This window comes from Roseinatronobacter monicus, from assembly GCF_006716865.1.
Lineage (GTDB): Bacteria > Pseudomonadota > Alphaproteobacteria > Rhodobacterales > Rhodobacteraceae > Roseinatronobacter > Roseinatronobacter monicus.
Genome location: NZ_VFPT01000001.1, coordinates 2,374,064 through 2,396,119, shown reverse-complemented (window position 1 = coordinate 2,396,119; position 22,056 = coordinate 2,374,064). Strand labels below are relative to the sequence as shown.

At 60.0% G+C, this 22,056-nt stretch carries 25 protein-coding genes; 10 read left to right on the top strand and 15 right to left on the bottom strand.

The genetic code is table 11. From position 1 onward, the window contains the following. Nucleotides 1-30: 30 nt before the first annotated feature. From BD293_RS11470 to sseA, 3 genes are read right to left on the bottom strand one after another with little or no spacing between them, the layout of a single operon-like run. On the bottom strand, nucleotides 31-1,212 hold the full coding sequence (locus tag BD293_RS11470) for an amino acid aminotransferase (protein ID WP_142081850.1): 1,182 nt from the start codon (nucleotides 1,210-1,212) through the stop codon (nucleotides 31-33). Nucleotides 1,213-1,223: 11 nt separating this feature from the next. Next, a complete protein-coding gene (locus BD293_RS11465; RefSeq protein WP_142081848.1) occupies nucleotides 1,224-1,784 on the bottom strand; it encodes a GNAT family N-acetyltransferase in 561 nt (186 codons plus the stop codon). Beyond that, a complete protein-coding gene (sseA, locus tag BD293_RS11460; RefSeq protein WP_142081845.1) occupies nucleotides 1,781-2,626 on the bottom strand; it encodes a 3-mercaptopyruvate sulfurtransferase in 846 nt (281 codons plus the stop codon). Before sseA ends, BD293_RS11465 begins: the two co-directional genes overlap by 4 nt. 124 nt (nucleotides 2,627-2,750) lie before the next feature. On the opposite strand from sseA, the gene zapE reads away from it, so the two are divergent. Then, nucleotides 2,751-3,836, top strand: a complete 1,086-nt coding sequence (gene zapE / locus BD293_RS11455; RefSeq protein WP_142081842.1) for a cell division protein ZapE — start codon at nucleotides 2,751-2,753, stop codon at nucleotides 3,834-3,836. 40 nt (nucleotides 3,837-3,876) lie between these two features. Here zapE and queG read toward each other — a convergent pair whose 3' ends face one another. The 8 genes from queG to fsa all read right to left on the bottom strand — a co-directional run bounded on the left by queG (nucleotide 3,877) and on the right by fsa (nucleotide 10,612). Beyond that, nucleotides 3,877-4,953 carry a tRNA epoxyqueuosine(34) reductase QueG gene (gene queG, locus BD293_RS11450; protein WP_142081840.1) on the bottom strand — a complete coding sequence of 359 codons (1,077 nt, stop codon included), beginning with the start codon at nucleotides 4,951-4,953 and terminating at the stop codon, nucleotides 3,877-3,879. Between the two features lie 24 nt (nucleotides 4,954-4,977). Beyond that, nucleotides 4,978-5,643, bottom strand: coding sequence for an FtsZ-binding protein FzlA (gene fzlA / locus BD293_RS11445; RefSeq protein WP_142081838.1), 666 nt, complete (start codon nucleotides 5,641-5,643; stop codon nucleotides 4,978-4,980). Between the two features lie 61 nt (nucleotides 5,644-5,704). Continuing rightward, a complete protein-coding gene (mtgA, locus tag BD293_RS11440) occupies nucleotides 5,705-6,457 on the bottom strand; it encodes a monofunctional biosynthetic peptidoglycan transglycosylase (protein WP_142081835.1) in 753 nt (250 codons plus the stop codon). 90 nt (nucleotides 6,458-6,547) lie between these two features. Then, nucleotides 6,548-7,423: a 3-hydroxybutyryl-CoA dehydrogenase gene (locus BD293_RS11435; protein ID WP_142081833.1), complete on the bottom strand. Its 876-nt coding sequence runs from the start codon at nucleotides 7,421-7,423 to the stop codon at nucleotides 6,548-6,550. Between the two features lie 72 nt (nucleotides 7,424-7,495). Further along, nucleotides 7,496-8,188 carry a CDP-alcohol phosphatidyltransferase family protein gene (locus BD293_RS11430; protein ID WP_142081831.1) on the bottom strand — a complete coding sequence of 231 codons (693 nt, stop codon included), beginning with the start codon at nucleotides 8,186-8,188 and terminating at the stop codon, nucleotides 7,496-7,498. 60 nt (nucleotides 8,189-8,248) lie between these two features. Continuing rightward, the gene (locus BD293_RS11425) at nucleotides 8,249-9,187 is read right to left on the bottom strand and encodes a tyrosine recombinase XerC (RefSeq protein WP_142081829.1); all 939 of its coding nucleotides are present in this window, start codon (nucleotides 9,185-9,187) and stop codon (nucleotides 8,249-8,251) included. Then, the gene (locus BD293_RS11420) at nucleotides 9,184-9,900 is read right to left on the bottom strand and encodes a DUF484 family protein (RefSeq protein ID WP_142081827.1); all 717 of its coding nucleotides are present in this window, start codon (nucleotides 9,898-9,900) and stop codon (nucleotides 9,184-9,186) included. Before BD293_RS11420 ends, BD293_RS11425 begins: the two co-directional genes overlap by 4 nt. A 58-nt stretch (nucleotides 9,901-9,958) precedes the next feature. Beyond that, nucleotides 9,959-10,612 (bottom strand): fructose-6-phosphate aldolase, encoded by a 654-nt coding sequence (gene fsa / locus BD293_RS11415; protein WP_142081825.1) that lies wholly within the window; start codon nucleotides 10,610-10,612, stop codon nucleotides 9,959-9,961. Nucleotides 10,613-10,691: 79 nt separating this feature from the next. Between fsa and BD293_RS11410 the strand changes: the two genes are divergently transcribed. The 4 genes from BD293_RS11410 (at nucleotide 10,692) to BD293_RS11395 (ending at nucleotide 15,107) form a co-directional block, all read left to right on the top strand. After that, the gene (locus BD293_RS11410; protein WP_142084532.1) at nucleotides 10,692-12,896 is read left to right on the top strand and encodes a primosomal protein N'; all 2,205 of its coding nucleotides are present in this window, start codon (nucleotides 10,692-10,694) and stop codon (nucleotides 12,894-12,896) included. A 59-nt stretch (nucleotides 12,897-12,955) separates the two neighbouring features. Further along, nucleotides 12,956-13,606, top strand: a complete 651-nt coding sequence (gene msrA, locus BD293_RS11405) for a peptide-methionine (S)-S-oxide reductase MsrA (RefSeq protein WP_142081823.1) — start codon at nucleotides 12,956-12,958, stop codon at nucleotides 13,604-13,606. 85 nt (nucleotides 13,607-13,691) lie between these two features. Beyond that, a complete protein-coding gene (locus BD293_RS11400) occupies nucleotides 13,692-14,558 on the top strand; it encodes a 50S ribosomal protein L11 methyltransferase (protein ID WP_142081821.1) in 867 nt (288 codons plus the stop codon). Between the two features lie 126 nt (nucleotides 14,559-14,684). Continuing rightward, the gene (locus BD293_RS11395; RefSeq protein ID WP_142081817.1) at nucleotides 14,685-15,107 is read left to right on the top strand and encodes a hypothetical protein; all 423 of its coding nucleotides are present in this window, start codon (nucleotides 14,685-14,687) and stop codon (nucleotides 15,105-15,107) included. 96 nt (nucleotides 15,108-15,203) lie between these two features. Here the strand turns inward: BD293_RS11395 and BD293_RS11390 are convergent, their stop codons facing one another. Next, the gene (locus BD293_RS11390) at nucleotides 15,204-15,413 is read right to left on the bottom strand and encodes a DUF1127 domain-containing protein (RefSeq protein WP_142081815.1); all 210 of its coding nucleotides are present in this window, start codon (nucleotides 15,411-15,413) and stop codon (nucleotides 15,204-15,206) included. Between the two features lie 233 nt (nucleotides 15,414-15,646). Between BD293_RS11390 and ruvC the strand changes: the two genes are divergently transcribed. From ruvC to ruvB, 3 genes are read left to right on the top strand one after another with little or no spacing between them, the layout of a single operon-like run. Then, nucleotides 15,647-16,150, top strand: a complete 504-nt coding sequence (gene ruvC / locus BD293_RS11385; RefSeq protein WP_142081813.1) for a crossover junction endodeoxyribonuclease RuvC — start codon at nucleotides 15,647-15,649, stop codon at nucleotides 16,148-16,150. After that, a complete protein-coding gene (ruvA, locus tag BD293_RS11380; protein WP_142081811.1) occupies nucleotides 16,147-16,824 on the top strand; it encodes a Holliday junction branch migration protein RuvA in 678 nt (225 codons plus the stop codon). Before ruvC ends, ruvA begins: the two co-directional genes overlap by 4 nt. A gap of 3 nt (nucleotides 16,825-16,827) precedes the next feature. Further along, nucleotides 16,828-17,865: a Holliday junction branch migration DNA helicase RuvB gene (ruvB, locus tag BD293_RS11375; RefSeq protein ID WP_142081809.1), complete on the top strand. Its 1,038-nt coding sequence runs from the start codon at nucleotides 16,828-16,830 to the stop codon at nucleotides 17,863-17,865. A gap of 15 nt (nucleotides 17,866-17,880) precedes the next feature. Here the strand turns inward: ruvB and BD293_RS11370 are convergent, their stop codons facing one another. Then, nucleotides 17,881-18,591: an alpha/beta hydrolase gene (locus BD293_RS11370; protein WP_342781401.1), complete on the bottom strand. Its 711-nt coding sequence runs from the start codon at nucleotides 18,589-18,591 to the stop codon at nucleotides 17,881-17,883. Nucleotides 18,592-18,655: 64 nt separating this feature from the next. Between BD293_RS11370 and BD293_RS11365 the strand changes: the two genes are divergently transcribed. After that, a complete protein-coding gene (locus tag BD293_RS11365) occupies nucleotides 18,656-19,126 on the top strand; it encodes an NUDIX domain-containing protein (protein WP_170207118.1) in 471 nt (156 codons plus the stop codon). On the opposite strand, the gene trxB is transcribed toward BD293_RS11365, so the two are convergent. After that, entirely contained in the window at nucleotides 19,123-20,064 is a 942-nt protein-coding gene (trxB, locus tag BD293_RS11360; RefSeq protein ID WP_142081807.1) for a thioredoxin-disulfide reductase, read from the bottom strand. The two genes, BD293_RS11365 and trxB, sit on opposite strands and share 4 nt — an antisense overlap. Nucleotides 20,065-20,234: 170 nt before the next feature. Here trxB and BD293_RS11355 point away from each other — a divergent pair, with 170 nt between their 5' ends. Beyond that, entirely contained in the window at nucleotides 20,235-20,735 is a 501-nt protein-coding gene (locus BD293_RS11355) for an Lrp/AsnC family transcriptional regulator (protein ID WP_142081804.1), read from the top strand. Nucleotides 20,736-20,738: 3 nt separating this feature from the next. Here BD293_RS11355 and BD293_RS11350 read toward each other — a convergent pair whose 3' ends face one another. After that, on the bottom strand, nucleotides 20,739-22,049 hold the full coding sequence (locus BD293_RS11350) for a P-loop NTPase family protein (protein WP_142081802.1): 1,311 nt from the start codon (nucleotides 22,047-22,049) through the stop codon (nucleotides 20,739-20,741). Nucleotides 22,050-22,056 lie beyond the last annotated feature (7 nt).

The window sequence follows — 22,056 nt, the reverse complement described above, 5'->3', positions numbered from 1 at the left end:
GGGTGCGGGGCAGAGCCCCGCGTCATCCCCTCAACGCAGCACTTTGGCAATCGCCTGTGCGCATACCGGAATGCTGAAGTCATTCAGTCCGGCCAGATTCGCCCGCCCGTCCCCCAGCATATAGATCCCGTGTTCCGCGCGCAGCTGCGCCACCTGATCGCTCGAGAGTGGCAGCAGCGAGAACATCCCGCGTTGTGTTGCAACACTTGCAAACCGGTCCGAGTTTGTTTCCGCCTGCAAGGCTTGCGCCAGCGCCTGTCGGTTTTGCGCAACGCGCAGGCGCATCTCCTCCAGCTCGTTTTGCCAAAGGGTGCGCAGGGCCGTGTCGCCCAGAATTGTGCTCACAACCCGCCCGCCGTGATCGGGTGGAAAGGCAAAAACCTTGCGGTTCAATCCGGCCAGCGCACCGGCCAGATTGGCCCGTACGGCTTCGGGCACGATCGCCATCGCAAGGCCGACCCGTTCGCGGTAAAGCCCGAAATTCTTGGAACAACTGGCGGCGACCAGCACTTCGGGCAGGCGCGCGGCCAGATGGCGCAATCCGCCTGCATCTGCGTCCAGCCCCTCGCCGAACCCCTGATAGGCCATGTCGATGAAGGGTACCGCCCCGCGCCGCTCCAGCAGGGCCGCAATTTCCGCCCAATCCTGCGCACTCAGATCGACGCCCGTGGGGTTATGGCAGCAGCCATGCAGCAACACGACATCGCCCGCTGCGACCTGTTCAAGATCGGCAAACAGGCCCATATGATCCAGCCCGCCCTTGTCACTGTCCAGATAGCGGTAGGGGCGCATCTCCAGCCCCGACGCCGCAATCAGGGGCGCATGGTTGGGCCATGTCTGGGCGCTGACCCAGACAACCGCCTCGGGTCGCGCGCTGCGGATCAACTCGCAAATCTGGCGCACGGCCGATGTCCCGCCGGGCGTGCCCACAGCGGCGACGCGCGCAGAGGGGACCGCCCCGCCCAGAAGCAGGGTTTCCATCGTGTCCAGAAACGCCTGATCGCCTGCCAGTGACAGATAGCTTTTGCTCTCCTGCGTCTCGACGCATCGACGCTCGGCTGCCTTGACCGCTTGCAGCACCGGCGTGCGGCCTGCCTCGTCGCGGTAAACGCCCACGCCAAGGTCAATCTTGCCCATGCGCGGGTCTTCGGCAAAGGCCTGCATCATGGCGATGATTCCATCCAGTTTGGGCTGGGGGAGTGTCTCAAACATTGCGCCTGCTTTCAGCTTGGTTTGGGTGTCCATTCGCGGGTCAGGCGGCGTTCCCGCTCTTCCTGCCTGACAGGTGTGAACCCGTGTTTCTGGTATTGGATCAATGCGCGGGGGTGGTCCAATGTGCAGGTATTGACGGTTAGCAGATTGACCCCGTCGCGCGCCCAAGCTGTCAGAATCGCAGTGCGCAGCATCCAACCGCCCAAGCCCCGCCCAACAGATGTCGGCACCAGCCCGAAATAGGACAATTCGCACGTGCCCGCCTGCCGCCAGTCGAGCAGGAAAAACCCCTGCGGCCAACCGTGATCTATCAGCGAATAAAGCGCGACATCAGGGTCGGCCAGCCAGATGGCGATCTCGTCATCCTCGCTGGTATGCAGATCGGTCCACGCATAGTCGCGCCCGACAGCATCATAAAGTGCACGAAAATACCAGACTGGCGGCTTCTCGGCCTTTAACAAGGCGCCCGTCATGCCGTTGGGGGTGTGCGGCCAGTCATAGCGGGGCCGCTCGGTCATTTCCAGAAAGGTGACAGTGTAGGAAACTGTTTCGCCTGCGTGTCGTGTCGTCATCCGGTTTCGACCTTCAGATCAGGGAACTGGCCCCATTCCGACCATGACCCGTCATAAAGCGCATGTGCGCGGTGCCCGAGCATTTCCAGCCCAAGACTCAGGACGGCGGCTGTCACGCCGGAACCGCAGGTGGTAATGACCTGACGCTCCAGATCAACGCCCGCACTTTCGAATGCCGCGCGCAACGCATCGCCGCGTTTCATGGTGCTATCGGGGTTCAGCAGGGCTGTGAACGGCAGGTTCAGCGCACCGGGCATATGGCCTGCGCGCAGGCCCTCGCGCGGCTCTGGCGCATCGCCACGAAAACGCTCTGGGGCGCGGGCGTCCAGGATCTGCCAGTCGCGCAGTTTTACCGCTGCGGCAACCTGACTGACATCCTTCACCATATGCGCCTGTCGCTGCACCGTGATGTGGCGGTCGCGCAGCATGGGGGCCATGTCTTCGGTCGGGCGCCCCTCGGACTGCCATTTGGGCAGGCCGCCATCCAGCACTGCCACATCGGTCTTGCCCATCAGGCGAAACAGCCACCAGACGCGCGCGGCGGAAAACAGGCCCATCCCATCATAGACCACGATCTGGTGGCCATCGCCCACGCCCATCGCGCGCATGCGCGACATGAACTTCTCGACCGGCGGGGCCATATGCGGCAGGCTGGAACGGTGGTCACTGATGTCATCTATGTCAAAGAACCGCGCGCCCGGAATATGCCCAGTCTCGTATTCCGCGCGGGCATCCCGGCCCATCTGCGGCAGATACCAACTGGCATCGAGTATGCGCAGATCCGGGTCATTCAGATGCGCGGCCAACCATTCGGTTGAAACCAGTGTTTTCGGATCATCCATCTCAGGCTCCCATATGACACGTACGTCCTGCAACTTTCCTATACCCCTAACGGCGCAAGGTGAAGCTGGCAAGATCACAGCTAAGGCTTTCCCCTGTCGCAGCTTTGGCGTATCGATCTGCGCCATGACAGATATGCTGACACAAATTTATGACCAGTTGGTCGAAACAGGCGAGATCAGGCCAGATGCGGCCCAGCGCGCGGCCTTGCCGCTTTTTGCACCGATCATGGCTCATCTGGCCCGGCCTACGCCCAAAACCGGCGGGTTGCGCGCGCTTTTGGGGCGCGGCACTCCCGCACCTGCGCCGGGGCTGTATTTATGGGGCGGGGTCGGGCGTGGAAAATCTATGCTGATGGACCTGTTTTACGCACATGCGGGCGACATACCTAAGCGGCGCGTGCATTTTCATGCCTTCATGCAGGAAATTCACGCAGGGCTGCATATAGAGCGCAAGCGCGGCGTGAGTGACGCTTTGGCACCTGTGGCAGATGGCGTGGCCGCACAGGTGCGGCTGCTGGCCTTTGACGAGATGCAGATCACGGATATCACGGACGCAATGATCGTGGGGCGGTTGTTCGAGCGGTTGATGGCCGCAGGCGTGGCGATTGTGACCACCTCGAACCGGGTGCCGGATGATCTGTACAAGGACGGGCTGAACCGCGCGCTGTTTTTGCCTTTCATCGAATTGATCAAGACGCGCATGGTGGTGCATGAACTGGTGTCGGAAACCGATTACCGCCAGCACCGTCTGGCAGGTGCAGACGTCTATTTCAGCCCTGCAGACGCTGCATCGCGGGCCGAAATGGCGCGGATCTGGGACGAGTTGACAGGCCATGATCCGGGAGCGCCCCTGCGCTTGCAGTTGAAAGGGCGCGAGGTGGTGGTTCCCAAGGCACATAATGGCGTAGGCCGTGCGGGGTTTTGGGACTTATGCGGCAAACCGCTTGGCCCTGCGGATTTTCTGGCAATCGCACAAGCTTTGCGGGTGCTGATGCTGGAGGATATTCCGTATCTTTCGGCCACGAATTACAATGAGGCCAAGCGCTTCGTGACCCTGATTGATGCGCTGTATGAAGCCAAGGTGCGGCTGATCGCTTCTGCGGCGGCGGTGCCGGAGCAGCTTTATACCGAAGGCGCAGGGACATTCGAGTTCGAGCGCACGGCCAGCCGGTTGCGCGAGATGCAGGGCGCGGAATGGGGGCAAGGCTAGGGCGGTGGAGGGGGCACGATCCTTCCCCCCATCGAGGGGGTCAGGATCGTGGGCGCGCAGGCGCGCCCGGCCCGGCCTCGGGCGTGGCATCAAGCCTTTGGACGGCCCAGGATGCGGCCTCGGCCACGGTCGGGTCAGGGTCATCGGTCAGCCCGCGTGCTACGGGCAGCAGCCGTGTGGCCCCTGAATTTCCAATCGCGTACAGCACATTGCGCACGAAGCGGTTGCGCCCGATGCGTTTGACCGGAGAGCCTGAGAAGCGGGCTCGAAAACCCGCATCATCCAATGTGGCCAGCTCGGCCAGATCGGGTGCCACCATGCCGTCGCGCGCGGCATATTTCACCTCGGAGGCGTCGCGTGCAAATTTGTTCCAGGGGCACACGGCAAGACAATCATCGCAGCCATAAATGCGGTTGCCCATCTTCGCGCGCAACTCCAGCGGCACTGGCCCGTGATGCTCGATTGTCAGATATGAGATGCAGCGCCGCGCATCCAGCTGGAACGGCGCTGGAAAGGCATCAGTTGGGCAGATGTCGAGGCACGCAGTACAGGAGCCGCAGTTTTCTTGCGCGGGGGCATCGGGGGGCAGGTCCAGCGTGGTGAAGATGGAGCCAAGAAACATCCAGTTCCCCAAATCGCGCGACAGAAGATTGGTGTGCTTTCCTTGCCAGCCAAGCCCCGCCGCCGCCGCCAGCGGCTTTTCCATCACCGGAGCGGTATCGACAAAGACCTTGATCTCGCCGCCCGCATGGTCGATCAGCCAGCGCCCCAGCCGTTTGAGGCGCTTCTTGACCACATCGTGATAATCGCGCCCCAGCGCATAGGCCGAAATCACGCCATTCTCGCGCTGTGCGAGCAGATCAAGCGGGTTGTAATCGGGGGTGTAGCTTTCGGCCAACATGATGATGCTGCGTGCCTGAGGCCAAAGCGCGGCGGGGTTGGCGCGCCAATGCATCCGCTCGGCCATCCAGCCCATCTGACCATGCCGCCCCTGATCGACAAAGGCGCGCAGCCGTTCGGGCGCCTGCGCAATGGCATCGGGGCGCGTGATGGCACAGGCGTCAAACCCCATCTCGCGCGCTTGGCGAATAAGTTCTGATTTCAGATCAGCGGTCATGCCCTTCACATGGGCCAAAGCGCGCTAGAAATCCAGATCAGTGTAATGGGCGGGCGGCGGCAGGCCCGGCAACTGGTCGGCCAGCAGGGTGCGGAATGCAGGGCGCGATTTGATCTTGGAATACCATTCATGCACCAGCGCAGAGCGCGTCCAGTCGACATCATTGATATAATCCAGACAGGACAGATGCGCGGCAGCTGTAAAATCTGCAAGGGTCATGTCGTTGCCCGCCAGCCACCGGCGCTGCCCCAGCAACCAATCCATGTAATCCAGATGAAACTTGATGCGCGCGGACCCCATCTTGATACGTCCCGAATCAGGGTAGCCGGCATTCATGATCTTTTTGTTCACACGCTCGTAAAGCAGGTTTGAGGTCACCTCGACATGGAATTTATCATCAAACCATGTGCAGATGCGGCGCATTTCATAGCGGGCGTCAGGGGATTTCGGCACCAGTGGCGGGGTGGGGATGGTTTCGTCCAGATACTCGCAAATGGCCTGACTCTCGCTCAGCATCTTGCCGTCATGGCGCAGTACCGGCACTTTACCGGCCGGGTTGCGGCGCATGAAATCCTGACTGGGTTCCCAGTATTTTTCTTCCAGAAGTTCTACCTCGATGCGTTTTTCGGCAAGCGTCAGGCGAACCTTGCGGCAGAAGGGCGAGAGGGGGACATGATAAAGACGGGCCATGACTGCGACAGAACTTTCATTTACAACAGGTGCCCCCTCTTGCCGTGCAGCGGACAAAAGTTCAACCGCCGATACAATCGGCCCGTCCGTCGCGGGCAATGGTCGCCGCACCATCCATGATCGAGGATGTCCGGTTGCGCAAAAACTGCGTCGGGTTGGCTGCATCGCGGCTTTTGGGGGCGGGCAATACCGCCGCCAGCCGGGCGGCCTGCAAAGCGGTTAGATCGGCCGCCGACACGCGGAAATAGCGCTGCGCTGCGGCCTCGACACCAAAGACACCATCGTCAAATTCGGCAATATTGAGATAGACTTCTAATATGCGCCGCTTGGGCCAAAATGCCTCTATCATCAGGGTGAAACCGGATTCCAGCACTTTGCGAGTCCAGTCGCGGCCATGCCACAGATATACGTTTTTCACTGTCTGCTGGCTGAGGGTCGAGGCACCGCGCGCGCTGCCTGTCTCGATGACCTTGCGGATTTCGGTCATGTCAAACCCCCAGTGCAGGCAGAAATTTGCGTCTTCCGCAGCAATGACCGACCGGGCCATAACCGGGGCGATCTGGTCCATCGGTACCCATTGGCGCTGAATTTCGCCGATGCGCCGGTATTCCTGTAGCATATAAATGCCACCCGGCGGAGCGACAAAGCGATACAGCAAAACCCATGCCAGCAGCACCAGAAAGATAACCGCCAGCACACGCCAGAACTTGCGCCGCAACCAGCGAAAGCCGTCGGCAACACGCTCCAGCACATTCTTGCGCCGGGAAGCTTTGGCGCTTTTGCTCGATTTCTTCTTTGTGGACGCGCGGCTCATGGCGTGCTCATAGCGATTGCGGCTCTCAAGTCTACACGCGATGCTGAGTGGCGCGGGGGAACTGGCGCAAACTCTGGCGCGCGTGTGGGATTATCTTGTCGGCACGGGTTCTTCGCCCCGATAGTCATAGAAGCCGCGATCCGTCTTGCGGCCCAGCCAGCCGGCTTCGACATATTTGGTCAGCAGCGGGCAGGGGCGATACTTTGTGTCGGCAAGCCCGTCATGCAGCACATTCATGATGGCCAGACAGGTGTCCAGCCCGATGAAATCTGCCAACTCCAGCGGCCCCATCGGGTGATTTGCGCCCAGTTTCAACGATTCGTCGATGGATTTGACCGACCCAACCCCTTCGTACAGGGTATAAACCGCCTCATTAATCATCGGCATCAGGATACGGTTGACGATGAAGGCGGGGAAATCCTCGGCGCTGGCGGCAGTCTTGCCCAGTTTTTTGACCACTTTATGCAGCGCGGTATAGGTCGGCTCGTCCGTGGCGATGCCGCGGATCAATTCGACCAGTTGCATGACCGGCACAGGGTTCATGAAATGAAACCCCATGAAGCGTTCGGGCCGGTCGGTGCGGCTGGCCAACCGCGTGATCGAGATGGAGGAGGTGTTGGATGTCAGGATCGTGTGCGGCTGGATATGCGGCAACAAATCCTCGAAGATTGCCTGTTTTACAGTCTCGCGCTCGGTCGCGGCTTCGATAATCAGGTCCGAGGGGCCCAGATCGGACAGTTTCGTTGTGGTGCGGATGCGGGCCATAGCGGCGGCCTTATCCTCGGCGGGCACTTTGCCTTTTGAGACCTGCCGCTCGATATTGCGGTCGATCAGGTCAATTCCCTTGTTCAGCGCATCTTCTGAAATGTCATTGAGCAAGACCTCATAGCCCGCCAGCGCAAAGACATGGGCAATGCCGGTGCCCATCTGGCCCGCACCCACAACACCGACAGTCTTGATGTCCATGATCCCGCTCTCCTGTCCTGTTATCGGCTGACCATAAGTCCGGGCACAGCCTATGCGCAAGGGCGAAAGCCCTTAGCGCTTCATTGGGATGATCTGCTGCGCAAGTCCCACAGCAATAAGATAGATGCTGGTTACGATCAGGCCCAGCGTGACGATCTGGGGCTGGTCGAAATTCAGCCATGCGGCCCATCCGGCAAGCCCTGTCCAGAGCAAGGCAATGGGCAAGGACAGGCTGCGCCAGCGCTCGGTCCTGACGGGGTGAATGAACTTTAAGGGTGTGAACATGGCAATCGCCAGAAAGGCCACGATCGCCAGGATCAACCAGAAATCGGGCTGCGTGGCGAATATGACGACCGCCGCCATATTCCAGCAGGCCGGAAAGCCCTGAAACGAATTATCTGCGGTTTTCATGCGGCTGTCTGCGAAATACAGCACGCTGGTGAATGTGATGACGATAATCGCAATCCAACCGGTCCAGCCCGGCAACAGCCCGCTTTGGAACAACGCGAAAGCGGGGATAAATACATAGGTCAGATAGTCGATAATCAGGTCCAGCAGCACTCCATCAATGGTTTTCGCGTTCTGCTTCACGTTGTAGCGGCGTGCCAATGGCCCGTCGATGCCATCGACGATAAAGGCCACGACCAGCCACAAAAACATCATGGCCCAATCGCCCTTTGCAGCATCGAGCAGGGCCAGCATGGCGAAGACCGCACCCGTGGCCGTGAAAAGATGAACCGAATAGGCTTTCAGACTGGGGGACACGCACGCTTTCCTTTCTGGCAGTTCCACGCTCTCTTTCGCAAAGCAGCGCGCGGGTTTCAATCACCCATGCGCGCGCGGGTGCGATGCGTGATAAATCTCCATCAGTCGTCCGGCATCGACCGCAGTGTAGACTTGTGTGGATTGCAACGACGCATGGCCAAGCAATTCCTGAATGGCCCGCAAATCACCGCCTGCACCCAAAAGATGCGTTGCGAAGGAATGGCGCAGCGCATGTGGGGTGGCCGTGGCGGGCAGGCCAAGTTGCATCCGTGCCTGTTCCATCACCTTGGCAATATGGCGGCGGTTCAACGCCCCCCCCCTGCTGCCGCGAAACAAGGGCGCGTCCGGGGTCTGGGGGTGTGGGCAGGCTCGGACATAGGCCGACACGGCCTGTTGCGCGACAGGCAGGACAGGCACCAGCCGTTCTTTGCCGCCCTTGCCCTGAATGCGTAACGCCTCGCGCAGCGGCGCGTCACGGCCCGTCAGCCCAAGCGCTTCGGACACACGCAAGCCACATCCGTAAAGAAGTGTCAGAACGGCTGTATCGCGCAACCCTGTCCAGTCTTCGCCGGTTTGCAGGCCAACAATATCCAGCACATCGCGCGCCGCCCCTTTGCTGAGGGGGCGGGGCAGTTTGCGGCTGTAGCGCGGCGCTCGGCTGGCCAGAATGGCCGAAATGTCGAAGGCCTCTCGCTCGGCCAGCCAGCGCGCGAAGCTCTTGATGCTGGACAATTTGCGCGCAAGGCTGCGACTGCCAAGCCCAGCCGCGCGTTCCCACGCCATCCATGCGCGCATGTCGGACTGGGTTACATCGGCCAATTGTCGGACACCTGCGCTGCCCCCCAAATGGCCTGCCAGAAAGCCCAGAAACTGCCCGACATCATGGCCATAAGCGGCGACAGTATGGTCCGACGCGCCATCTAGCGCGTGCAATCCCGTCAGCCACAGGTGCAGCGCGTCGCGCTGGCCAGCACTCAGGTGCAGGCTGACGTCTGTCATGCCAGCCAGCGCCGCATTGACCTTTCAAAAATACCAGTGAAAAATGCCAGCAAATCGGTGCCTTGACCGGGTTTGAACATATGCGGGTTCTCTGTCGCCATAACCAACATGCCCCCCATGCGCTGTGCGCCCAGATCCAGCCGCATACAGGCCTCGGACCGCAGATCGGGTGCTTTTGCGCCATATAAGGTATCGGTTTGCGGAATCGACTGGCGCAACAGAACCTGCCGTGTGGTGGGGCCGCGATCCGAACTCATATACGTCTCGATAAAGCCGACCGGCACCACGCACAGAACATCCGAGATCCGCTCAAGTGCTGGATCGGGGCCAGCCTCGGGGCTTTCCAGCACCAGCTTGATCGCATCGACATTCAGGATTTGCGCCACATCGCTGCCCAGATTGCGCAGAAACTCCTCAAACTGGTCGGGGTCCAGCATGCGAAGAATCGCACGATGAATCTGGTTCGCCCCGGACAAGTTCTCATAGGCGGCGGCAATCACGGCGCGGTGGGTTTCTTCCAGCCTGTCAAGGCGGGCTTCCAGCCGTTCCATAGCCAAACCGCGCAAATCAACGATATTGTCGCCCATGCCGCGCTCGCTGGCCGAAACCAGCGTGCGCATAAGATCCTTGTCATCCAGAATTAGCGACGGATCTGCGATGATCCGGTCGCGGATATTCTCAACCGCTTCGGGCCTGAGAGCTGTGCCTGTCATATGCTTGCCTGTCCGTTAACTGCTTTTATTGGTGTTGTTGGGCGGACTATAGCAAAGGTTACAGGATTTTCTGACCTGTTTTTTCCCAATCCTTCATGAATTGTGCCAGTCCTGCATCGGTCAGCGGGTGAGATGCCAGTTTGCGGATCACTTCGGGCGGTGCAGTCATGACATCCGCGCCGATGCGCGCCACGTCCAGAACATGGTTCACAGAGCGGATAGACGCCGCAAGAATTTGCGTCTCAAACCCGTAATTGTCATAGATCGTGCGGATATCTGCAATCACTTCGCAGCCATCCAGTGCAATATCATCCAGACGACCAATGAAAGGCGAGATGAAGGTTGCACCAGCCTTGGCGGCCAGAAGTGCCTGATTGGCGCTGAAGCACAGCGTCACATTGACCATCTTCCCTTCGCCCGACAGGACTTTGCAGGCTTTCAGCCCGTCCCATGTCAGTGGCAGCTTCACGGTGATGTTCGGCGCGATCTCGGCCAGCTTGCGGCCTTCGGCGATCATGGCATCTGCTTCCAGTGCGACGACTTCGGCGGAAACAGGCCCGTCCACAATCGCGCAAATCTCGCGCGTGACTTCGATAATGTCGCGGCCTGATTTCAGGATCAGCGAGGGGTTGGTGGTGACGCCATCCACCATGCCCAAATCATTCAGTTCGCGGATTGCGTCTACATCTGCGGTATCGACAAAGAATTTCATGTCATGCCCCTTCGGGTTGCAGCCAGAGTTCGCCCGCGTCATACCTGATGAGACGCCCAGCCGGAACCCCCCTTTGCCCATGCAAGACACCCAAGCCCCCGAATTCTTCGACGAAGGCACGCCTTGCGGGGTGCTGACGGCTGAACCATTGGGGCGCGTGCTGGACTATCTGGCACCCGAGGGCGGCGCGTGGATCGGCGCTTTTGTCGAGGTGCCACTGGGCCCGCGCCGCGTTGTGGGGGTGATTTGGGGCGCGTCCGAAGGCAGCTTTCCGATTGTAAAATTACGCGCCATCATCCGCGTGCTGGATGCTGTGCCAATGGGCGCGGAATTGCGCGCCTTTCTGGCGCGGGTGGCAGAGTATACGCTCACCCCTCTGCCGGCGATGTTGCGGCTGGCCACGCGCGTGCCGGATTTGGGCAGCGGCCCTGCCACGCGCAAGCTGTTGTTTCGCAGCGACACGCCGCCCGCGCGCATGACCGAGGCGCGCGAAAAAGTGCTGGCTGTGTTTGACGGATTTGGCGGCGCAGGGCTGACACCGGGCGAAGTGGCGCAGGCAGCGGGGGTCAGTTCGGGTGTGGTGCGCGCGCTGGTGAAATCCGGCGCGCTGCTGGAGCGCGAGGCATTGCGCGATCAGCCCTACCCACGGCTGGACCCGGCGCGCGAGGGGCCAAACCTGACGCCGGATCAGGCGCGCGCAGCGGCGGTGTTGGCGACCGGGGTGCAATCGGGCGCATATGGCACCACCCTGCTGAAGGGGGTGACAGGCTCTGGCAAGACCGAAGTGTATCTGGAAGCCATCGCCGCCTGTCTGACGCAGGGGCGGCAAGCACTGGTGCTGTTGCCGGAAATCGCGCTTACTTCGGAATTTCTGACACGGGTCGAGGAACGCTTTGGCGCGCGGCCTGCGGAATGGCATTCAGGCGTCACTCTCAGCGAGCGGCGGCGCTGCTGGCATATGGTGGGGCAGGGCGAAGCACAGCTTGTGGTTGGCGCGCGCTCTGCACTGTTCTTGCCGTTCCGCGATCTTGGCCTGATCGTCGTGGATGAAGAGCATGACAGTTCCTACAAGCAAGAAGAGGGCGTTTTGTATAATGCGCGCGACATGGCGGTGCTGCGCGCGGCGATGTCGGGCGCGCAAGTGATTCTGGCCTCTGCCACCCCGTCACTGGAAACATGGGCCAATGCGCGCGCAGGCAAATACGCGCGGCTTGATCTGACAGCGCGCTTTGGCCCTAATACCCTGCCCGAAATGCGCGCGATTGATCTGCGCGCCGAAGAACTGCCCTCGGGGCGCTGGGTGTCGCCCACGTTGCAAAGGGCGGTCACTGCGCGGCTGGCGGCGGGAGAGCAGGCGCTTTTGTTCCTGAACCGGCGCGGCTATGCGCCGCTCACGATCTGCCGCGCCTGCGGGCATCAGGTGGAATGCAGCGATTGTGATGCGCGCATGGTCGAGCATCGTTTCCTCAAGCGGCTTGTGTGCCATCAATGCGGGGCCACAGCGCCCATCCCCGCGACCTGTCCCGCCTGTGGGGCCGAGGACCGTCTTGCCCCTGTTGGCCCTGGGGTCGAGCGGCTGGAGGAGGAGGCCCGCGCGCTGTGGCCGGATGCGCGCGTGGCGGTGCTGTCCTCGGACCTGTTCGGCTCTGCCCGCGCGCTGAAAGATCAGATTGCTGTGATCGCGGGCGGCGAGGCTGATATCATCATCGGCACGCAGATCGTGGCAAAGGGCCATAACTTTCCCAACCTGACACTGGTGGGCGTGATCGACGCCGATCTGGGGCTTTCGGGGTCCGATCTGCGCGCGGCAGAGCGGGTGTTTCAACTGGTGCGGCAGGTGTCTGGTCGGGCAGGGCGGGCCGATAAGCCGGGGCGCGCGCTGGTCCAGACCTGCCAGCCCGAACACCCTGTGATCCGCGCCATTCTGTCGGGCGAGGAAGAGGCGTTCTGGCAAAGCGAATCCGCCCAGCGAGAAGCGCTGCGTATGCCCCCGCATGGGCGCTTGGCAGGGATTGTGATTGCCGCGCCAACTTTGGAACCTGCGTTTGAATTGGGCACGCGGCTTGCGCGGGCGGATGCACCCTTGCGCGCGATTGGCGCACAGGTTTTCGGCCCCGCCCCCGCGCCGATTGCCCGGATTCGGGGTATGCACAGGGTGCGGTTGTTGGTGAAAGCCCCCAAGGGCGCGCCCCTGCAAGGCGCGATCAAGACTTGGTTAAAGCCGCATAAATTGCCGCGCGGTCTGCGGCTGAGTGTCGATATCGACCCCCAAAGCTTTTACTGAGCCGTTGCAAAACAGCAATTTGAGGCTATCTGCCCCATATACAAAAACGGAGTGCAGAGATGTTCGGATTTGGCCTTGAGAAAACACGCATGATCACACCGGAGCAAGCCTTGCCCGGTCGCGCGACCCCGATTGCAACTGCCGACACACATGCGATCACAGGCCGCCCGCTAAAGGCATCTGTGCCCGAAGGGATGCAAGAAGCGCTGTTCGGCATGGGGTGTTTCTGGGGCGTGGAGCGGATTTTCTGGCAGACCCCCGGAGTGTGGCAGACGATGGTCGGCTATGCGGGCGGATATACCCCCAACCCCACCTATGAGGAGGTTTGCTCAGGCAAAACCGGCCACAATGAAGTTGTGCGCGTTATCTTTGATCCGACGCAAATCAGCTATGAGGGTTTGTTGCAGCGCTTCTGGGAAGGGCACAACCCAACCCAAGGCATGCAGCAAGGCAATGATCGTGGCACACAATACCGATCCGGCATCTACACCTATTCGGACGCGCAAAAATCCGCAGCCGAGGCAAGTCGCAAAGTATATGCCGACCGGCTTCTGGCCGCTGGGCACGACGCTGTCACAACTGAAGTTCTTGACGCGCCCGAGTTCTATTTTGCCGAGGATTATCATCAGCAATATCTGCACAAAAACCCCGCTGGTTATTGCGGGATTGGCGGAACGGGTGTGACCTGTCCCATCGGTCTGACGGCCTGAAGGCGTTTGCGCCGGGGTTTCGCTTGACCGGGACAGGGCAGGCCGGTATCGCGGCGCGTGTTCTCTGTTCAACAAAGGCTGCCCCATGCCCACTTTCACTGCCATCACCAAACTGACCTCGTCCGAGGCGGCCTATTCCCTGTCCGAGGCGATGGAAAATATGACGCCCGAACCGACAGGTGTCGGGGTGTTCGAGATGGAAGACGGGTCCAACATGTGGGAAGTGGGTGGTTATTTCACCGAAAGCCCCGATGACATCGAATTGACGCTCTTGGCGCAAGCCTTTGGCGCGACACCTTTTCTGGTGTCGGAATTGCCTGAAATAGATTGGGTTGCCAAAGTGCGCCGCGACTTGTCACCGGTCGAGGCGGGGCGGTTCTTTGTCTATGGCAGCCACGATGCCGAGAAGCTGCCAGAAGGCCGCGTTGGGTTGCTGATAGAGGCGTCTATGGCCTTTGGCACGGGCCATCACGGCACGACTCTCGGATGCCTGCGCGCCCTTGACCGGCTTGATCTGGCTGGGTTTCGGGGCCGGAATGTCGTTGATATTGGCTGTGGCACGGCCGTTCTGGCAATGGCGGCGGCAAAGATCTGGCCCGAGCCTGTTCTGGCCAGCGATATCGACGCCATCGCGGTTGAGGTCGCACAAGTGAATATGGACGCAAACGGACTCACCGAGCGTGTGCGCTGTTTGGAAGCGACGGGCTTTGACCATCCGGAATTGCAGGCAGCGGCCCCCTTTGATCTGGTCTTCGCCAATATCCTGATGGGTCCGCTGATTGATCTGGCCCCCGAGATGGGCCGTGTCACAGGCAGTGGTGGCTATGCAATCTTGTCAGGCTTGTTGGTAGAGCAGGCAGAGCAGGTGCTTGCAGCTTATGTTGACGCTGGGTTCGTGTTACATCACCGCGAAGATATTGGCGAATGGGCAACCCTGACGCTGCGGCGCTGATCGAAGGCTAACTCGGCCCGAAATCCCCCTGAATGTGCCCCAGTTTTGCCGGATTTTCTGTGTATCACATAAGGACATAAGTGAGTTTATGCGCTTGTGCCAGCAAATGTGTTCCGGGGCGAGATCATGACGAGTGAGCAAAAAATAGAATTTGAACAACGTCGGCTTGCTGTGATGCGCGCCCATGTCCAGAGTGATCCTGCGCTGCGCCGCTTCCGCCGCAAGCGCAGACTATCGGTCGCGCGTTCGGTTCTGGGCAGTTTCATCGTCTTTGGCGTGGCGCTGCTGTTGATAAAAAGCTTTATAATTGCCTTCGAGGGGCCAGAGGCTTACGCATCTATGGTGTCCCCTCTGCTCGAAGGGCAGGCGAACGATGCCGTGCTTACGCGCGCACTCGGGCCAGACCCGCTCTCGACAGGGATCGCCGCTGCTGTCAGCCCACTTTTCCCGGATAGACCCGTCGCGGGTGCAACGCAGGCTGTGCAGGTTCCGTTGACCTTGTCGCTGCCTGATGAGGAGCCCGCGTTGCAAAGCCTGACCCGGCCCTGAAATCTCGGCGCAATAGCTTTGAAATGACAAAAGCCGCCCTCTTCGGACGGCTTTGATCTATGACTGGCGATTGGCGTTTAAACCGGCGCAGGTGCGTCAGCGAAAGCCGCGTGCAACGCTGTCAATATCAGCGCGCGACAGGCCGACATCGGCCAGCTCACGATCTGAAAGCGCGTTAAGTTCGCGCCGTGTGATGCGTTCGTCGTTCCAGGTCTTGAGGGTGGCGAATAATGTGCCAAGCGACAGGCCCTGGAAACCAGCAAGCACTTGTTCCGTGTGAATACGGCTTTGTGCATAATAGGCCATTTTGGTCTCCATAGGGTAAGGTTTATTAACCGCACAGCGTTTATGCGGATACCAGCCACTTATGCTCAAACACTGGGCGCGACTAGAATGGAAAATCGCAACCCTATTATGCAAAGGAAGCATGGCTGGTGGGCGTTTGTCCGGATCATCTGTCATGAAAGCCTTGGCAGATGTTCGCCTTTCGTGCTATCTCTGCCCCAGAGCAGGACAGAACAAGAAAACAAGAGGCCGCGATGCGTGTGATCGGCATTGACCCAGGGCTGCGCAACCTCGGCTGGGGTGTTATTGATGTAGACGGGGTCCATCTGCGGCATGTGGCGAACGGTGTCTGCCGGTCTGATCCGACAGGAACGCTGGCGGCACGTCTGCTGGACCTGTATCAGCAACTGACAGTTGTGATGGTGCGCTACGCACCGGCTGCGGCTGCGGTTGAGCAGACATTCGTCAACAAGGATGCAGTGGCAACACTGAAACTTGGCAGCGCGCGGGGCATTGCGTTGCTGGTGCCTGCCCAAGCCGGGCTGGATGTCGGGGAGTACGCCCCCAACGCCGTCAAGAAGGCAGTGGTCGGGGTTGGCAAGGCCGCGAAGGAGCAGGTCGCGCATATGGTGCGCATGCAACTGCCCGGTGTGCAGATTGACGGGCCGGACGCCGCCGATGCTTTGGCCATTGCCATCTGCCATGCATTCCATGCCCAATCGGCGCGCGCGCTGTCAATCGCGGAGCGGGTGCGATGATCGGAAAACTGACAGGCGTCATTGACCAGCGCGGCGCAGATCACGTGCTGTTGGACGTGCGGGGGGTGGGCTATATCGTATATGTGTCAGACCGCACATTGATGGCCCTTCCGGGCCGGGGCGAGGTTGCGGCGCTTTATACCGAACTGGTGGTCCGCGAAGACCTGATGCAGCTTTTCGGCTTTCCAACCCTGCTGGAGAAAGAATGGCACCGTGTGCTGACTTCGGTGCAGGGCGTGGGGGCGAAGGCGTCACTTGCAATTCTGGGGGCGTTGGGCCCAGAGGGGGTGTCGCGTGCAATTGCGCTGGGCGACAGCTCTGCGCTGCGCAAAGCCCCCGGTGTGGGGCCAAAACTGGCCCTGCGTATCGCCAATGAATTGAAAGACAAGGCACCGGCGTTGATGGCAGTGCTGGAAGACAGCTCTGCGGTACCCCTGCGCGTAGATGCGGCGGATATTGATCCCGCCCCGCTGCCGACAGCCCCTGCGGCTGCGGCTGCGGCACCCGCGCCGCGTATGAATGCGGTGTCTGAGGCCATGTCGGCGTTGGGCAATCTGGGCTATGGTCCGGCCGATGCCGCGCGTGCTGTGGCCGAAGCGCAGGCCAACGCGCCCGACGCCGACACGCCCACCCTGATCCACGCAGCGCTGCGCCTGCTTGCTCCGAAAGGCTGATGCATGACCACGCCTGACCCCAGCCTGCGCGGCGCGGACCTGCCTGAAGATGCCCCCGAACTCGACAAGGCGTTGCGCCCGCAATCGCTGGATGAATTCATTGGCCAGCGCGAGGCGCGTGCCAATCTGAAAGTGTTTATCCAATCCGCCCGGATGCGCGGTGAGGCGATGGATCACACCTTGTTCTATGGCCCGCCCGGTCTGGGCAAAACCACGCTGGCGCAGATCATGGCGCGAGAATTGGGCGTGGGGTTTCGCATGACGTCCGGGCCTGTGCTGGCCAAGGCGGGCGATCTGGCCGCGATCCTGACCAATCTGGAAAAGCGCGATGTTTTGTTTATTGACGAAATCCACCGCCTGAACCCGGCCGTGGAAGAGGTGCTGTATCCCGCGCTGGAGGATTTCCAGCTTGATCTGGTCATTGGCGAAGGGCCAGCCGCGCGCACTGTCCGCATTGAATTGCAGCCCTTTACGCTGGTGGGGGCGACCACGCGACTGGGGTTGTTGACCACCCCGCTGCGCGACCGGTTCGGGATTCCGACACGGCTGCAATTCTACACCGAAGACGAGTTGTGCCTGATCGTTGCGCGCGGGGCGCGATTGCTGGGCGTTCCGGCAGAAGATGCGGGCGTGCGCGAAGTGGCGCGCCGCGCGCGCGGCACACCGCGCATTGCGGGCCGGTTGTTGCGGCGGGTGGTCGATTTCGCACTGGTCGAGGGGGATGGGCGTCTGACACAAGCGCTGGCGGACAATGCGCTGACGCGGCTGGGGGTGGATCATCTGGGCCTTGATGGCGCAGACCGGCGGTACCTGACATTGCTGGCCGAGAATTATGGCGGCGGCCCCGTGGGCGTTGAAACAATCGCCGCCGCATTGTCAGAATCGCGCGATGCCATCGAGGAAGTGATTGAGCCATTCTTGTTGCAGCAGGGGCTGATCGCGCGCACGCCGCGTGGCCGGATGCTGGCGGCCAAAGCATGGTCGCATCTGGGGCTGGCAGCGCCCGCACCCACCCCGCAAGGGCGGCTGTTTGAAGAATGACGCAGGGTCACACGATCAGGGGTTGGCCAGCTTGCGCAGGGCGTTCCCGAAACTGATGCCATGATCGAAGGCCCCATTGCGCAGAAATTCAAGCGTTTCGGCAATGACCATCGGGTTGTTCATCATGAATGTATGCGTCACCGGCAATGTGATGTGATCTGCCATGCCCGCCAGCTTCGTGCTTTCGACCGAGACCTTGCCATCATCATCGCCGTCAATCAGCGCCGAGGTCAGCGGGTTCAGTGAAACATCACCAGCGATAATGCCGAGTTGGTAATCTGGAAATTCGGGCAAGGTATTTGGCGCCGCTTCCTGATGGGTGCCAAGCTCTAGCCCGGCGGGGCCATTCATCCATGAGAACGCCTCGATATCAGAAAAGAAGTCGACCAATTCCGAGCCATGGTTGGGCGGTGCCATCATGACGACGCGCCCCATGCTTTCAGGCCGGTTTCGTGCCAGCCATCCGCGCGCCAGAATGCCGCCCATGGAATGGGTCACGAAATGAACAGTAGAGTCGCCGCAATTTCCGACTGCGATGCCGACATGCTCCATCAACTCTGAAATCGGGCCTGCGCGCGACGGGTATCCGTGGTTAACCACTTGATAGCCATGAAGCACCAACGACTCCTCCATGACGCGCATGGAGTGCTCGGATCGGGCTAGGCCGTGCAAAAGCACGACACAATCAGCGATTGCGGGGGCCGGTGCCAAAATAAGTGCTGTCAACAATACTCTCATAGCGCAAATATAGGATGTGATCGAATAATGCACCAGTGCTACGCTACGAGACATGACGACTCCAGAGATAACAAAACCACGATTGGCCGTTCGCGCAATAATGTTGCATCAAAACCGCTTATTGTTGGTTAATGCATGGCCCGATGGGGTCAGCGATCTGTGGTGTGCGCCCGGCGGCGGGGTCGAGCGTGGGCAATCCTTGCCGGACAATTTGCACCGCGAAGTGCATGAGGAATGCGGCTTGCAGATTGCGATTGGCGCACCCTGTCTGATTAATGAATTTCACGACCCGCAAAGCCGGTTTCATCAGGTCGATATCTATTTTCGGGCGGTGATTATTGGGGGCAGCATTGACCCTGCATGGATCGATCCGGCAGGTGTGGTCACGACCCGCCGGTTTGTATCGGAAACCGAATTGCGGGGCTTGCGCTACAAGCCCGACAGCTTGCCAGAAGTTGCATGGGGCGCACCCGCGTGGGACGGGCGCGCCCTGTATGACGCCTTGGAGCCGATTGTGCGTTAACCCTGTTCGGCCAAGAACTTTTCGGCATCCAGCGCCGCCATGCAGCCCATTCCCGCGCTGGTCACGGCCTGCCGATAGGTGTGATCGGTCAGATCACCTGCTGCGAACACTCCGGGAATAGATGTGCGCGTACTGCCCGGATCAACCCATACATACCCGCCCTCTTGCATTTTTAACTGGTCTTTGACCAATTCGCTGGCCGGGCTGTGACCGATGGCGATGAAAACCCCTGCACATTCAATGTCTTTCGTGCTTCCATTCTCGACATGGCGCAGGCGCACGGCCTCGACGCCGGGGGCGGCACCGTCGCCAAGAACCTGATCCAGCGTATGATCCCACAGCACTTCGACCTTGGGGTGGTTGAACAGGCGGTGTTGCAGGATCTTCTCGGCCCTCAGGCTGTCACGACGGTGAACAAGCGTGACCTTGGAGGCGAAATTGGTCAGAAACAGCGCCTCTTCGACTGCGGTATTGCCGCCGCCAATGACCACGACATCCTTGCCGCGATAGAAGAACCCGTCGCAGGTGGCACAGGCCGACACGCCCATGCCCTTGTATTTCTCTTCCGAAGGCAGGCCCAACCAGCGCGCCTGTGCACCGGTGGCCAGCACAATGGCATCGGCTGTATATGTCGCGCCTGTATCGCCCTTGGCGGTGAAGGGGCGCTGTGACAGGTCAAGCGTGGAAATATGGTCCGAGATGATCTCGGTGCCCATTTCCTTGGCGTGGGCCTCCATGCGCACCATCAATTCCGGCCCCGTGACCATAGTGTCCCCCGGCCAGTTTTCGACCTCGGTGGTGATGGTCAGCTGCCCGCCCGGCTGAATGCCTTGCACCAGAACCGGCTGCAACATGGCGCGGGCGCCATAAACGGCGGCAGTGTACCCGGCAGGCCCGGAACCGATGATCAGGAGCCGTGTGTGGCGCGAGTCAGTCATACGTGTATTTCCTCAAATCAGTGTGCGAGGCGCAATCTAAGCCCTGTAGCGCCCAGCACAAGGGGGCGGCGTTGTCGCAGCGCCGGATTAAAATTATTGCGCAACATTGAAATATTATTGCGCAATCTTCGTATGATGCGTAAAGAAGTGCAAAATATGGGAGTGAAAGCATGTCAGGCGGAAAGCTCGATCCGATTGACCGGAAGATCTTGGCAGAGTTGCAGGCAGATGGACGAATGACCAATGTGGAATTGGCCAAACGTGTGGGAATATCCGCGCCCCCTTGTCTTCGCCGTGTGCGCGCGTTGGAAGAACAGGGCTTTATTCGCGGGTATCACGCGCAGGTCAATGCGCGCGATCTTGGGTTTGAGGTGCAGGTCTTTGCAATGGTCGGGCTGAATTCGCAGGCCGAAGCGGATCTGGCACGGTTCGAGCAGCGCTGCCGTGAATGGCCGCTTGTGCGCGAGTGTCATATGCTGAACGGCGAGATTGATTTCATCCTCAAATGCGTCACCCCGGACTTGTCGAGCTTCCAGAGCTTTCTGACCGAGGAATTGCTGGCCGCCGAGAATGTGATCACGGTCAAAACATCGCTTGTGATCCGCTGCGCCAAGGCCGAACCGGGGGTGCCCTTCGATGTGCTAGAGGCGCGCGCTGCTGATATCGACTGACGCTTAGCGCACAATCGTTTCAGACTGCACGAACATGTTTTTCCATGCCCGCTCGATCAGGGCAGGGGACATGTGGCGCGGCTGCCCCTCAAAGTCGCAAATGGCGATCATCTGATCGATCAGGAAAACAGGCTGATAATTGGCATAGATATTGTCGATTGTCGGGTACTTCTTCTGGATCAGGTAAATGATCGTCTCTTCATCCAGCGGAATCTGGCGCTTCTGCGCAACCATCGCAAAGATTTTCAGAAAGTCGGATTGGTTGGGGCCATCAATCTTGATCTTGTAGAAAATACGCCGCAATGCCGCCTGATCGAAAATGTCATTGGGGTGGAAGTTGGTTGAGAAAATGACCAGCGTGTCAAAGGGCACGATGAATTTCTCGCCTGATTGCAGTGCGAGAATGTCATAGTTCATTTCCAGCGGAACGATCCAGCGGTTGACGATGGATTGCGGCGGCTCTTCCTGTCGGCCAAGATCGTCGATGATGAAAACGCCGCCTGTCGCCTTGAATTGCAAGGGTGCCTGATAGGTGCGCGACACCGGATTAAACTTGAGGTCCAGCATTTCCAGCGTCAATTCGCCACCGGTGATGACCGTCGGGCGTTCGCAGCAGACATAGCGATTGTCGAAACGATTGCCTGTCTGGCGCAGCATCGAGGGGTTGTCGTCAGAGCTTTCGACAAGCGTGTGCACGATCGGGTCATAGACGTTGATGACCTGTCCTGCATGAACAACTGCGCGCGGCACATAGATCCTGTCGCCCATCGCCGCGCGGATACCGTTCGAGATAGAAGATTTGCCGTTGCCCGGTGGGCCATACATCAGGATTGACCGACCAGAGCTGACTGCTGGGCCAAGGTCGTCAATCAAACCGGGTGGCAAGATCAGATCACCCATGGCAATCTTGATCTGGCGTCGTGTGATCTGGATGTCGCGGATGGATTGGCGCTTCATCTGTTTTTCATACTGCGCAAGCGGTATGGGCATCGCCCCGTAATATTCAGATTGGGTAAGCGCATCCAAGGCGCGGCCCTTGCCTGCCTCTGTCAGCTGAAACCGCGCCTCGGAAGAGGTGCTGGTTGCGGCCGAAGCAACTGCTTCGATCAACTGCTCGGAGCGGGCGATATCAATCAACTCGATTGTCTGCGGAATGGGCAGGCACAGCGCTTTCGAGATTTTGGTGACATTCGACAAGGACATCCTGAACATCGTCTTGAGCAGGATATCTCGCATCAACACATCGTCCAGCCCCGTCGCCTCGAGGCTGCGGATCGCGGGTGGCGCCATAATATGACTGTGCTGTATATTCATGATCGCG